The organism is Paenibacillus pedocola (assembly GCF_031599675.1).
Taxonomy (GTDB): Bacteria; Bacillota; Bacilli; order Paenibacillales; family Paenibacillaceae; genus Paenibacillus_AQ; species Paenibacillus_AQ pedocola.
Window position 1 is genome coordinate 1,079,753 of the sequence record NZ_CP134223.1, and the last position, 13,531, is coordinate 1,093,283.

General features: G+C 52.4%; 13 protein-coding genes. All 13 read left to right on the top strand.

The features are described from left to right. Nucleotides 1-20 precede the first annotated feature (20 nt). The 13 genes from QU597_RS04650 to QU597_RS04710 all read left to right on the top strand — a co-directional run bounded on the left by QU597_RS04650 (nt 21) and on the right by QU597_RS04710 (nt 13,439). Nucleotides 21-656 (top strand): response regulator, encoded by a 636-nt coding sequence (locus tag QU597_RS04650; protein ID WP_054938969.1) that lies wholly within the window; start codon nt 21-23, stop codon nt 654-656. Between the two features lie 356 nt (nt 657-1,012). Continuing rightward, nucleotides 1,013-1,753: a YveK family protein gene (locus tag QU597_RS04655; protein ID WP_310831584.1), complete on the top strand. Its 741-nt coding sequence runs from the start codon at nt 1,013-1,015 to the stop codon at nt 1,751-1,753. Beyond that, the gene (locus QU597_RS04660) at nt 1,737-2,378 is read left to right on the top strand and encodes a CpsD/CapB family tyrosine-protein kinase (protein WP_206103337.1); all 642 of its coding nucleotides are present in this window, start codon (nt 1,737-1,739) and stop codon (nt 2,376-2,378) included. The genes QU597_RS04655 and QU597_RS04660 overlap by 17 nt, the downstream gene beginning before the upstream one ends. A 44-nt stretch (nt 2,379-2,422) precedes the next feature. Beyond that, nucleotides 2,423-3,313 (top strand): UTP--glucose-1-phosphate uridylyltransferase GalU, encoded by an 891-nt coding sequence (gene galU, locus QU597_RS04665; RefSeq protein WP_054938972.1) that lies wholly within the window; start codon nt 2,423-2,425, stop codon nt 3,311-3,313. Nucleotides 3,314-3,375: 62 nt separating this feature from the next. Continuing rightward, on the top strand, nt 3,376-4,068 hold the full coding sequence (locus QU597_RS04670) for a sugar transferase (protein ID WP_054938973.1): 693 nt from the start codon (nt 3,376-3,378) through the stop codon (nt 4,066-4,068). A 25-nt stretch (nt 4,069-4,093) separates the two neighbouring features. Further along, the gene (locus QU597_RS04675) at nt 4,094-5,029 is read left to right on the top strand and encodes a glycosyltransferase (RefSeq protein WP_310831585.1); all 936 of its coding nucleotides are present in this window, start codon (nt 4,094-4,096) and stop codon (nt 5,027-5,029) included. Between the two features lie 9 nt (nt 5,030-5,038). Beyond that, the gene (locus QU597_RS04680) at nt 5,039-6,352 is read left to right on the top strand and encodes an O-antigen ligase family protein (RefSeq protein WP_310831586.1); all 1,314 of its coding nucleotides are present in this window, start codon (nt 5,039-5,041) and stop codon (nt 6,350-6,352) included. Nucleotides 6,353-6,381: 29 nt separating this feature from the next. Then, entirely contained in the window at nt 6,382-7,155 is a 774-nt protein-coding gene (locus QU597_RS04685) for a WecB/TagA/CpsF family glycosyltransferase (protein ID WP_310831587.1), read from the top strand. 28 nt (nt 7,156-7,183) lie between these two features. Then, nucleotides 7,184-8,677: an O-antigen ligase family protein gene (locus QU597_RS04690; RefSeq protein WP_370656230.1), complete on the top strand. Its 1,494-nt coding sequence runs from the start codon at nt 7,184-7,186 to the stop codon at nt 8,675-8,677. Continuing rightward, the gene (locus tag QU597_RS04695) at nt 8,643-10,028 is read left to right on the top strand and encodes a lipopolysaccharide biosynthesis protein (protein WP_310831588.1); all 1,386 of its coding nucleotides are present in this window, start codon (nt 8,643-8,645) and stop codon (nt 10,026-10,028) included. Before QU597_RS04690 ends, QU597_RS04695 begins: the two co-directional genes overlap by 35 nt. 243 nt (nt 10,029-10,271) lie before the next feature. Further along, nucleotides 10,272-11,126, top strand: a complete 855-nt coding sequence (locus QU597_RS04700; RefSeq protein ID WP_310831589.1) for a glycosyltransferase family 2 protein — start codon at nt 10,272-10,274, stop codon at nt 11,124-11,126. After that, nucleotides 11,113-12,306 carry a glycosyltransferase family 4 protein gene (locus QU597_RS04705; RefSeq protein WP_310831590.1) on the top strand — a complete coding sequence of 398 codons (1,194 nt, stop codon included), beginning with the start codon at nt 11,113-11,115 and terminating at the stop codon, nt 12,304-12,306. Before QU597_RS04700 ends, QU597_RS04705 begins: the two co-directional genes overlap by 14 nt. Beyond that, nucleotides 12,300-13,439 carry a glycosyltransferase family 4 protein gene (locus QU597_RS04710; RefSeq protein ID WP_310831591.1) on the top strand — a complete coding sequence of 380 codons (1,140 nt, stop codon included), beginning with the start codon at nt 12,300-12,302 and terminating at the stop codon, nt 13,437-13,439. Before QU597_RS04705 ends, QU597_RS04710 begins: the two co-directional genes overlap by 7 nt. Nucleotides 13,440-13,531 lie beyond the last annotated feature (92 nt).

The window sequence follows — 13,531 nt, forward strand, 5'->3', positions numbered from 1 at the left end:
TTAGGCAGGAGGTCGTTCAAGTGAATATCGTCATTGTTGATGATCACCCTTTGGTGAGAAGAGGATTGGCAGCAGTCATTTCCATGCAGCCTAATCTGCATTTTGCAGGCGAAGCAACGAATGGCCAGGAAGCTCTTCTTGTTATTGAGGAGACACAGCCTGATCTTGTGCTGATTGATCTGAGGCTAGCTGATGAGTCGGGTCTGGATGTGATCAAGGCTGCGCGGGCCCGCGGGCTGAGCAGCAAATTTATTCTGCTGACCTCTTCGGCTAGCAGAGAGGACTTCCTCAAAGCGGAAGAAGTGCTGGTTGACGGCTATGTGCTGAAGGAAGCACTGCCGGAAGAATTGCTGTTCGCGATCCAGCTGGTCCATAAGGGCCGGAAGTATTATGATCCCGGACTAATGGAAGATAAGATGCGGATGAGCGGCAGCAGCCCGACGGACGAATTGACTCCGAAGGAAAAGGAAGTGCTGATTGAACTTGGCCAAGGTGCCTGCAATAAGGATATTGCTTCGCGCCTGTTCATCAGTGAATTTACGGTCAAGAAGCATGTGAGCCAGATTCTTGCCAAGCTGCAGGTGGCTGACCGGACGCAGGCGGCGCTGTACGCTAACGCGGTAGGGCTGACCAAGTACGAAATGTCTTATGATTAACAGGATTTTGTAATCATTCATGAAATGTTGGAACACGGACACGGATGTCCGTGTTTTTTTGTGTCCAAATCTCCCTGAAGCTAACACAGTGATGTATAAGGATTTAAAGGTTTTGTTAATGAAATAACGGGCCGCGTCGGCTTAGCTTCCATCTATTGATAAAATTTACCAGCGGTATGGTACAAAAGTATACCATGAGGCCCCACTTACGGACCAAACCCACTCACACGAAAGTGAAGATTAAAGTAATGGTAGGAGCCATGTGGCAACTCGTACCGCTTGATAGAATTAAAGCAAGATATCTGAAACTTTCATGATTGCTTTCAGAATGCAACTAATGCGGAAGGAGGGTTACTGTGGAAAAGACGATTTTAGATTACATTAACCTGATTAAGAAGAGGTTGTGGTTGATAACGGTGTTTGTATTAATCTCCTGTGCTACCACCTTCTACATCAGCAAGAACTTCGTTGTACCCGTCTACTCCGCCTCCGGACAGCTGCTGGTCAACAATACTGCAAATGTACCCGAGAGCAATAATCTCAACAATCTGAACTTCAGCCTTAACCTCATCGAGAGCTACAAGGAAATTATGAAGTCCCCCACGATTATGAAGAGTGTTGTAGCCGACCATCCGGAGTTTGGTCTTACGGAAGATCAGCTGGCTGCGAAGCTGCAGGTAAAGACCTCCGAGAAAAGCCAGGTCATCAATCTCAGTGTAGAAGATGAAAGTTACAGCAAGGCGGCAAATATTGTAAACGCGGTTTCACAATCATTTATCCGCAGCCTGCCATCACTCATGAAGCTGGACAATGTAACATTCCTGACTCCGGCTGATCCGGCTGATGTACCGGCGGCAACAAACAGCAGTTTTGCCATGAACCTGATTATCAGCTTTGTTGTCTCATTGATGGCCGCAATCGGGATTATCCTGCTGCTGGAAACACTCAATGGAACACTCCGCACCGAGAAGGAAGCCGAATTCGATCTGGGACTGCCGGTCATTGCCAGCATCCCGACGATCCGCAAACGCGATCTCGGCAAAGCGGCAAACGCTAAGGCAAGAGTAGGGGAGGGCGCTTATGTTACGGCCGAATAAAAGTTTAATTGCGGACCTGAACCCGTCTTCGCATATCTCAGAATCCTTCCGCTCGCTTCGCACCTATATCCGCCAGCTTGGGCTGGCTGGAGGGAGCGGCGGACAGGTGCTTCTCTTCACCTCCGCTGAAGGAGGAGAAGGCAAGACGACGATTCTGTCCAACCTCGCCGTTTCTTTTGTCCAGGACGGCAAAAGAGTAGCTGTTGTTGACTGCAATCTGCGCCATCCCGGACTTCATAACGTATTCGAGGTGGAAGGCAGCCAGGGTCTTGCCGCTTATTTAAGCGGACAGGAGGAAGCCAAGGATATTGCCGTATACGGGAACCTTGCCAATCTGGCGGTTATTCCAGCCGGTATTACCCGGGTCAGTCCTCCGGATCTGCTCGGCAGCGACAAAATGGCTGCTCTGCTGGATGAGTTGAAGGCAAGCTTCGATCTGATCCTGCTTGACTCTCCGCCGGCGGTAGAATTCAGTGATGCACGGATTCTGGCTCCGCTATCCGATGGTGTAATCCTCGTGGCAAGACACGGGAAGACCAAACGTGAAGCAGTCCGCAAGCTGAAGGTACTGATGGAACAGACCGGTTCCAAAATTCTTGGCATCGCCATGAATCAGGCTAAATAGAGTTTTCGAACATATCCCACCAAACTTTATAGGAGGTAAGTGCGATGAAAAAGGTAAAGAAGGTAATTATCCCTGCAGCAGGGCTAGGAACGCGCTTCCTGCCTGCGACAAAGGCCATGCCTAAGGAAATGCTTCCAATCATCAACAAACCGACCATTCAGTATATCGTGGAAGAAGCCATTGCTTCCGGTATCGAGGACATCATTATCGTTACCGGTAAAGGAAAGCGGGCGATCGAAGATCACTTCGACAACGCTTTTGAACTGGAGTCCCGGCTGCTGGAAGACGGCAAGCTGGAACTGCTCAAAGAAGTTCAACGTTCCTCTAAAGTGGAAATACACTATATCCGGCAAAAAGAACCAAAGGGTCTCGGACATGCGGTTTGGTGTGCAAGACGGTTTATCGGAGACGAGCCTTTCGGCGTAATGCTGGGGGATGATATCGTAACCGGAAAAACGCCATGCCTCAAGCAGCTGATCGATCAATACGAAGAAACACAAAATTCGGTGATCGGGGTACAGGAGATTCCGGATGAATTCACCAACCGCTACGGGATTATCGAACCGGATCTTCAGGACGGACGGCTCTACCGGGTTAACAACTTTGTTGAGAAGCCGGCGCTGGGTACAGCACCATCCAATCTGGCGATCATGGGACGCTACGTATTTACTCCAAAAATCTTTAAATATCTGGACCTGCAGGAAAAGGGTGCCGGAGGCGAAATCCAGCTCACGGATGCAATCCAGAAGCTGAATCAGAGCGAACGGGTATATGCCTACAACTTTGATGGTACGAGATACGATGTCGGCGAACGGCTCGGTTACATTTTGACTACGCTGGAATTTGCACTTCAGAGCGACGACCTGCGCTATCCGGTGATGGATGCGATGGCGGAATGGCTCAGCAAAGCCGGACAAATCACTCTTAGCAGCTAATTCATCTTGCGTAAGCCTTACAAAGCAATTTGTACCTAAACATTTAGGAGGAATGAGGAGAAATGAGCATGCAAAAACTGCCGGAAGACTATGAGGCCGTCCTGCCGAAACTTTACATGCTGCATGCCAAAGAAGGAAGTAAAGAAATGGATTCCTATCTGGTAATGAAGCGGATTATCGACGTTTTTTTCTCCGCTCTTGGCCTTCTCGTACTACTGCCGCTCTTCGCTCTTGTGGCCATCCTGATTAAGCTGGAAGACCCCAAAGGCAAAGTGTTCTTCCGGCAAAACCGGGTAGGCAAAGACGAAAAGCTGTTTCCCATGTATAAGTTCAGATCCATGGTCTCCAATGCCGAGGAGCTGAAAGCGAATCTGATGGCCTATAACGAAGTGAGCGGTGCAATGTTCAAGATCAAAAATGATCCCCGCATCACACGGATCGGAAGATTCCTGCGCAAGACTAGCATTGATGAACTGCCTCAGCTCTGGAACGTGCTGATGGGCCATATGAGTCTTGTTGGTCCCCGTCCTCCGCTCGTTGAAGAGGTGGCGCAGTATACGGATTACGACAAGCAGCGGCTGCTGGTTACACCGGGATGCACAGGATACTGGCAGGTTAACGCCAGAAACAGTGTCGGTTTTGACGAAATGGTGCAGCTGGATCTGACTTATATCCATATCCGCAGCACGATGCTGGATCTCAAAATCATTTTTAAAACCGGCCTGATGCTGCTCGGTTCCAAAGACGCTTATTAAAATTATGGGAATTGGGTGATAGCCGATGACTGAGTACGGACACGTCCCTAAGATTTCCATTATTATCTGCACTTATAACAGGTCGGCTTTACTGGTTAAGACGCTCCAGTCCCTAATCACACTGGAGAACCTGCAGGAGGCTGAGATCATTGTGGTGGATAACAGCTCCACGGATGACTCGGCAGCCGCCATTAAAGGCTTTATTGAGGCTCATGGTGCAGAAATGGATATCCGTTATCTTCTGGAGCCGGTACAGGGATTGTCGGCGGCCCGGAATACAGGGATTCTGGCTTCCAAATCGCAAATCATTGCATTTCTCGATGATGACGCGATACCTTGCCGGAATTGGATTACCACAATCATCAGTACATTTGATGAAAGGCCGGAAGTCATGGCCATGGGCGGGAAAGTCGCCCCCATCTTCGAAAGCAAGCGCCCGGACTGGCTGATTAAGCCGTTCGAGCTGCCATACACTATCGTTGATCTGGGCGGCAAGGTCAGGGAATATCCGAAGCGGCTGCATCCGTGCGGTGCCAATATGGCGATGCGCAAACCCGCGTTCAATATCAGCCTGTTCCCGCTGGATCTCGGAAGAAAAGGGGATTCCCTTATCTCCGGTGAAGAGACGTGGCTGTTCGGCCAACTGCAGAAAGAAGGGCACACCATCCTTTATCATCCGCAGATGGCCGTCGAGCATTTCGTAGCGGCAGGGCGCCTGACGGAAGATTGGATTATGAAAAGGTATTACAGTCAAGGCATCTCCAACGCCATGAAAAGCGAAGGGGTAAAAGGAAATCTGCTCCTGCTCGGAAAGACTGCCGCCAAAGTAGTATATATCCTGGCGGACTCGGTGCTATCCAGAAGCCAGGGCAGAAAACTTTTGAACAAGTGCCGGCTGGAGAGCATTCGTGGAACTCTTCATATGTTCTGGAACCGGAAGAGGGAATCTGCAGCGGGGTGAGGGAAGACAATGACTAATTTTGAGTGGGGCTCCAAAATGAACGCTTTGCCATACGGAATGCTCTACCTCGTGTCCGCACTGTTCCTGGGGACAGCGGTCATTTACCAGCCGGCAATTGCGGTAGCGGCCGTACTCCTGATTATTTTGCTGGTTGTCTCCATTTCACGACCCGAGCTGATCAGTTATTTCGTTCTGCTGACGACGGCCATCTCCATCAATTTCCTGTACGACGGCAGCATGTTCGGAATTGAAATCCTCTCGCTCTACAAGCTGGTGATCCTGGTGCTTCTGGTGCCCTGCATTCTGGTAAACGGACTGAAGTTCAAGCTTAGTCCTCCCCTATGGGCCATGCTGGGACTGGTATTTATCACCTTCGGCTTCTCCATCTGGCTGCCGGAGATGAGCTCCTCGATTGCCGTAAAAGCCTTCATCGGATTATCGCTTCCCTTCGTATTTCTCCTGATCAACTGGAAGAAAGAGGTGGCTGAGAAGCAAATCCGCATCATCGCCATGCTGCCGCTGGTCAGTGTGCTGGCGGGAGTGCTGCTGCAGGTGGCTCACCTGCATGCTTTTCTCGACATCGAGTTCACGGGCGCTGTACGGATACAGGGGGCGAACATTCCGGCGCATTTGGCGATGCTGGCCTTCATGGGTATAGGCATCTCATTTATTGAGATTAAACGCAGTCCGCAGCATATCCGTTATTTCTACATCATGCTGGCGCTGAACTTTCTGATTCTGATCGGAACAGGAACGCGCGGACCTATATTAGCCCTGGTGCTGATGATTCTCTATTATTTCTACGACATCTCACGCCAGTACTTAAAAGGCAAAACGCAGTATCTGATTCCACTGCTATGTTCAGTGATGTTGATCTTCTCGGCAGTGTATCTGCAGCTGGACAACATCAAGAAACGTTCCTTTGAACGGACAACTGAAACGGGGGTTGACCTGTCGGGGCGGGCGGAAGCCTGGGAGTACTTCCTGAATAAAGCGGCAGATTCCCCTTGGTCGGGAAGAGGACTGGGAGCAGTTACGGTCGCGAATGACGGGACGCTCTATAAAGGCTTTGTTGTTCCGCATAATGAGTACATCCGGTTTTACTTCGATGGAGGGTATATCGGCGCTATACTGCTGCTGCTTTCCTTATTGGCTGTGTTTCTTCTGGTTTACAGAGCTTTGGCACCGCCGGTCAAACCTTACTATCTGCTCTTTATAGCAGCGTTTCTTATTTATTCTTTCTCCGACAACACGCTGTCGACGGTCCAATCCATTATTCCGTTCTGTTGGTACCTGAACTGCCTGTATCGATCTTCACAGTAGGCCGACTCCCCACAAAAAGAAGTGATACGATGAACCAAGTTAACATGTTCGATGTCAATTTCGATAACTATGATTTCATGGATTTGCTTGAATACATCGACAAAACGATTCAGGAAAGGAACCAGTCCTACATCCTGACCTGCAACGTCGATCATGTGATCAAGCTCCGTAAGGACAAAGAGTTCCAGACTGTTTATTCCGAAGCAGGCGCTGTAGTGGCGGACGGAATGCCGCTGATCTGGGCTTCCAAAATGCTCGGCAAACCGCTGAAGCAGAAAGTATCCGGCGCGGATCTCTTCAGCCGCCTGGGCAATGCCTTCGAGCAGAGGAAATACCGCCTGTTCTTCCTTGGCTCAGCAGAAGGTGTGCCGGAGCGGGCTACTCAAAATCTAAAAGCGGCTTATCCGGATATGAACATCGTCGGCTGCTATTCTCCTTCCTATGGCTTCGAGCATAACGAAGAGGAGAACCGGCGTATTATCCAGATGCTTACAGACAGCCGGCCGGATATCGTATTTGTCGGTGTGGGTGCGCCGAAGCAGGAGAAATGGATTTACCGCCATTACACCTCTTATCAGGCGCCGATTTCGATCGGCGTGGGCGCTACCTTCGATTTTCTTTCCGGTTCGGTAAAGCGGGCGCCGAATTTTATGCAAAAGACAGGGCTCGAATGGTTCTGGCGGCTCAGCCAGGAGCCGGGACGGCTCTGGAAAAGATATCTTGTGGACGATGCCCAATTCCTGGTCCTGCTGCTCAAAGAGCTGCGCAAGAAGGATAAAGTGAAGGGCAGCAGTCTTGAATGAATGACCGGAGCGGAGGTGGGAAAAGAAGATGACGGACCAGAATGAAAGCAGCTTGACGCTGCCATCCCTGACAGCGGTAAGATCGGGTGCGGTTATGGCGCTGATATGTGCCATTTGCCTTGGCCTTCCGCTGATGATCGGGTTCGCCAGTGCGAAACTCAGTGCTTCGAACAGCCTGCAGGGCGTGGTTCTGGCGGGGATTCTCTTTCCCGCCTTCCTGCTGGCGCTGGTGAAGCCGAAGCAGCTGCTCACCTACACACTGCTCGTATGGGCGGTGGCTCCGGAGCTGAGGCGTATCGCTGACTGGTCGGAGGGCGTGTACCATTCCGTATCACTGCTCAGTCTGGCACCGCTGCTGACGGGTGCACTGCTCGCGATTCCGGTGCTCAGGGAGATTCACCGGATCCGCAAATCATCCACCCGGATCATCCTGCTGTTCTCGGTAGCCCTGGCCTACGGTGCACTGATCGGCCTGGCCAAGAACGGCATAGGCTCAGTGTACGATCTGGCGAATTACATCGTACCGCTGCTGCTGATTCCATTCTTTGCAGTCACGCGGTTCAATCCGAAGGATATTGACCGGCTGCTGTACTCTTTTGCCAACATTGCAGTGCTGGTAGCCGTTTACGGTATCGTTCAATATCTGACCGTTCCGCCTTGGGATGCCTTCTGGATGCGGAACGCCGATATGATGTCCATCGGAACCCCGTATCCTTTGGAAATCCGGGTCTTCTCCACACTGAATTCACCCGGGCCGGCCGCAACCTTCCTGGTGTTCGCACTGGTGCCGATGATTCTGGAGAAGAGATGGCAAGGCACACTGCGCTGGATCGGTGTACTGCTCGTAGTGATCTGCCTGCTGACCACTCTGGTCCGCTCCGCCTGGCTGGTAATGCTGGTGATGCTGCTGGTCTACATCGGCTCCTCGCCTTCGAAGGGCAAGTGGAAGGCACTGCTCCAGCTGGCCTTTGTAGCGGCAGCGCTGTTCTGGATCGTACCGAAGCTTCCGGGTGCAGAGGGGCTGGTCGCCCGGATGGAGACACTTACCTCTGTGCAGGAAGACCACTCCTATAACGAGCGGCTCAGCCTCTGGCAGAACATGCTGCCGATGGTCGCATCCAACCCGGTGGGTCAGGGGATCGGCAGTGTAGGGCAAGGAACCAAGATAGGCAACGGAGGAGAACTCGGGGAATACGGCAATATGGATAACGGGTTTATCGCATTGCTGCTTACCTTCGGTGTACTCGGCGCCTTGTTCTTCTTCGGTGCACTCGGTGCAGTCATTAAACAAATTGTCAGCCGGGTGACCAGCAAGGACAGTCTCCAGCCTTATGCCAGGCTGTCGCTGGCCGCATGGACGGGAGCGGTAGTCAGCCTGGTATCGGACAACGGCTTCCCCGGACTTAAAGGATATCTGATCTGGATGCTGATTGGCCTGGGCCTCGGCGCTAAAGAGATTATTGAGAGCAGAAAGAAGGGGACACCACATGCAGCAGTTGAACGCGAAATCACTTCCCACTAGCACAGTCTGGTCCTCGCTCAAGAGCTTTACGAAGAGCAAGAACAACAGCTCTGCCGCCGTAAAAACGATGATGGTCAGCGTACTGATCCTGCTGGTCAATATGCTGACCGGTGTGCTGACCGCCCGCTACTTAGGCCCGACAGGCCGCGGGGAACAGACGGCTATGGTGAACTGGTCGCAGTTTCTGGCGTTCAGTATGAGTTTCGGTATTCCTTCGGCACTGATCTACAACGCTAAGAAGAACCCGGATGAAGCCGGAGTGCTGTACCGGGTGGCGCTGTTAATCGGGCTCGGGTTCGGGGTTGCAGCAACGACGGTAGGCATTCTGGTCTTGCCGTACTGGCTGAAATCCTTCAGCCCGGATGTTGTCCTGTTTGCGCAGGTGTCAATGATTCTATGCCCGCTGATTGTGCTCTCACAGGTCAATAATGCAGCATTTCAATTCAGAGGGGATTACAGAACCTTCAACCTGCTGCGGTATCTGATTCCGCTTTTGACGCTTGCAGCGATCGGGATTCTGATCCTTACCGGCAGCATGAATCCATTTACAACTGCGCTGGCCTATCTGGTTCCGTCGGTTCCGCTGTTCATCTGGATGACGATCTCGCTGCTCCGCACCTACAAGGTAAAGATGAAAGATACTTACCTGAATTTCAAAAGATTGTTCACCTACGGCCTCGGCTCTTACGGCAATGACCTGCTCGGCCAGTTCTCCTACTATATTGACCAGATTATTATCGCCGGCCTGCTGCGGCCAGCCGATCTGGGGCTGTATGCGGTCGCGGTGAGCCTGTCGCGGATGGTCAACTTCTTCTCAAATTCGATCACAGTGGTGCTGTTCCCGAAAGCTTCCGAGCTGTCGAAGGATGAGGCGGTTGCGCTGACCTTCAAAGCTTTCCGGATCAGCACCACCTGCACCCTGCTCGGTGCGCTGTTCCTGATGCTGGTAGCTCCTTTCGTAATTCCGCTGCTATACGGCAAGGATTTCAACACAGCACTGACTGTGTTCCGCCTGCTGCTGCTGGAAGTAACGATTAGCGGAGGCACACTGATTCTGGCTCAGGTGTTTATGGCGCTCGGCAAACCGAAGTTTGTTTCCATCCTTCAGGGGGTGGGCCTGATCCTGGTAATCCCGCTGCTCTTCCTGCTGGTGCCGAAGTTCGGATTGTTCGGAGCAGGGGTAGCGATGCTCTCCTCTGCAGTGCTTCGCTTCTTGTTCATCATTCTTAATATCAGATATAACCTGAAAGTTAAACTGCCCCGCCTGTTGATTAACGGGGATGACATTCAGTGGATGAAGACGACGATGAATTCCTATATTCGCAAAAAACCTATGGATACGAGCAGTTAAGAATTTTTACAGCGAGCAGAGGACACGATGCGAGCTACTAACTGCTAAACAAAACAAGGGACGGTGTGAAAGGAACGGAGAGAAATTTTGGAGCTGTAGAAACGAAGTGTCCGCCTTTGTTCTCTGATTTCAACCGCTATCAGCGTTTTAATCAAGGAAATCAGAGAACAACAGCGGTCGGAAGCCCAAATATTTCTCGTAGTGACGACACGCCGGACCAACCAAGCAAAGGAGGAGACCTTCATGGATTCAGTGACAAGCGTGCTTGGCGGCCCGGGCAGTTACCCGATTTCGGCTGTCATCATTGCTCAGGATGACGAAGTTCGCATATCCAAAGCAATTCAGTCCTGCCGACTATTCGCCGATGAGGTGGTTGTAATCGACGGGGGGAGTAAAGACGGGACGGTGCAGCTGGCCGAAAGCCTGGACTGCCGGGTGTTCGTCAACCCATGGCCCGGATATGCCAAACAAAGGGAATTCGGGGTGGAACGCGCCGTCCATGATTGGGTCTTCCTGATTGATACCGATGAAGTGGTCAGCGATGAGCTGGCCCAGGATATTCTGCAGCGTAAGCCGGCCCTGACGGACAGGGCTGTGGCGTACTCGCTATACCGGATCGGAGATTTCCTGGGCAGATGGTTGGACAAAGGAGAATACCTGGTGCGTCTGTACAACCGCAAGGAGTACGGCATCCGCAACTCTCTGGTGCATGAAATGCCGGAGGTTGAGGAAGAGCGGACAGTCCGCCTGAACGGAATTCTCTGGCACCAAGGCTTCCGGAGCATCAATGACCATGTGGCCCGCTTTAACAAATACACCGATCTGGAGGCGCAAAGCGCTTTTGCCAGCGGTAAGCCGTTTAAGCTGAGAAATCTGCTGCTGCGGCCGCCGGCACGCTTCCTGCAGAAATATTTCTTGCACGGTTTGTTCAAAAAAGGCATTTCGGGATTCGCGGTATCCGTATTCTGGGTGATGTATGAATTCATGGTCGGCTTCAAGCATTACGAATTAACAAGCTCCAGCAAGCTGGCCCGGCACAACGCACAGGGTCAGGCGGAGAAGGAAAAGAAAGGGGAGCGAAGCTATGCCGTACAGTGACGGACTCAATATAATGACGACCGGCCTCAGTTGGCCATCGCTCCAGCCCGGCGGGCTCAACACGTATTTCAAATCCGTATGCGAGCAGCTCTCCTCACGCAATCAGGTGCATGCGCTGATCTGCAGCCAGGAGACGCCCTCCACCCCCAAAGAACTGATTATCCATAACGCCGGCGACCCCAAAGAGACCATCTGGAAGCGCAAGGATGCATTCCAGCGTAAAGCAGCGGATCTGATGGGGAATGGCAGCGGGCGTATTGATATCCTATACTCGCATTTTGCCCCATACGGCATTGGGCCGGCAATGGAAGCAAAGAAGCGGGGCATTCCGGTGATCATGACCTTTCACGGTCCGTGGAATGAAGAGATGAAGATCGAAGGGCAGGGCATCAAGCACCGGGTCAAGACGACCATTGCCAAATCGATTGAACGCAAAGCCTATAAGCTGGCGGATAAGTTCATCGTACTCAGCGAGTACTTCCGTGACATGCTGCACACGCTGCACGGTGTACCGCTGCATAAGATCATCGTCATCCCGGGTGCAGCGAATGTGGAACGTTTTGTTCCGGCAAGCAACCGGCTGGCCGTACGGCGGACGCTGAATCTGCCGGAGGGGGCAACGACAGTCCTGACTGTACGGCGGCTGATGAACCGTATGGGGCTGCTCCAGCTGCTGGATGCCTGGAAGCAGGTCACGGAACGCTTCCCGAATGCGATTCTGCTGATCGGCGGCAAAGGGCCGCTGCGAGCTGAGCTGGAAGAAAAAATCGCCGATTACGGCCTTGGCAACAAGGTCCGGCTGCTCGGATACATTCCCGATCATCAGCTGGCCTCCTATTATCAGGCAGCCGATATGTTCGTGGTTCCCTCGCAGGCGTTGGAAGGCTTCGGCCTGATCACCGTTGAAGCACTTGCTTCCGGTCTTCCCGTGATGGCTACGCCGGTAGGCGGCAACAAAGAAATTCTTCAGGGCTTCCGCCCGGAGCTGCTGTTCAAGAGTGCGGCCAGTGATGATATGGCGGAAGGCATGATTCATATGCTAAGCAACCGCAAGCTGCTGCCAAGCCGCGACGAATGCCGGGATCATGTGCTGGAGAAATACACCTGGGAGCATGTGGGTGACCGAGTGGAATCCGTATTCCTTGAAACTTTGGGAAAGGGTGTGGCCGCAGGATGCTAAAAGTCGCTTATATTGATCACACCGCGAAGTGGAGCGGCGGAGAGGTTGCTCTTTTCAACATTCTTACCAATATCGGTGAGCAGATTGAGCCGCTGGTAATCCTGGCGGAAGAAGGTACGCTAGCTGAACGGCTCCGCGAGAAAGGGATTGATGTCCGCATTATCCCGCTGGATGAGAGCATCCGCAGCCGCGGCAGAAACACCGTCAACCTCGGCGCTCCGGCGGCAGCCATTAAGCTGCTGGCTTACGGACGCAAGCTGGCGCCGCTGCTCAAGCAGGAGAAAGTGGATTGTGTGCATACCAATTCCCTGAAGTCGGCCTTCTACGGCGCAGTTGCCGCCAAAAAAGCAGGAGTGCCGCTGATCTGGCACATCCGGGATCATATCGGAGCCCCGTACCTGAAGCCGGTTGTTGCCAAGGCTATCCGGCTCCTGTCACGCCTGCTCCCGAACGGCGTAATCGCCAACTCCCACTCTACGCTGAATGCGCTGGAGCTGCCCCGCACCAAAAAAACCCTCGTCGTGTATTCCGCTTTTGCCAAAGCGATCGGCGAAGGGATCGGCAAACGGGATCAGAAGGATTTCAACGTGCTCCTGGTAGGGCGGCTGGCACACTGGAAAGGCCAGCATGTTGTGCTGGAAGCAGCGAAGGCTTTTAAACAGGATAGCCGGGTTAAGTTCTGGCTGGCTGGTGACGCGCTTTTCGGAGAAGAAGAATACAAACAGGAATTAATCCGCAAGATGCAGCAGGATGATCTGAGCAATGTCAGTCTGCTGGGACATGTGGATGACATACAAGGCCTGATGAATAAAGCTGATTTGCTGATACACACGTCGATCACCCCCGAGCCGTTTGGCCAGGTTATCGTCGAAGGCATGGCGGCTGGACTGCCGGTGATCGCCTCCAATGAAGGCGGACCGGTAGAGATCGTAGTACCCGGTGTAACGGGACTGCTGATCCAGCCTGGAGACGCTAAGGTACTCGCAGAATCAATCACCTGGATGCTGGACCATCCCGAAGAGCGCAGACGGATGGCGGATAGTGGAATGAAGCGGGTGAAAGAGCATTTCGTCATCGAGAATACAGTCAAGGACATCGTTGACTACTACAAAGGTTTGCTGGCAGCGACCTAATAGATTCCCGAACTCAAGCCAAACGTAAACAACAACCGCCTGCATCCATACAATCACTACTTGATGATGCTGCTCCATAAAACTTTGAGGAT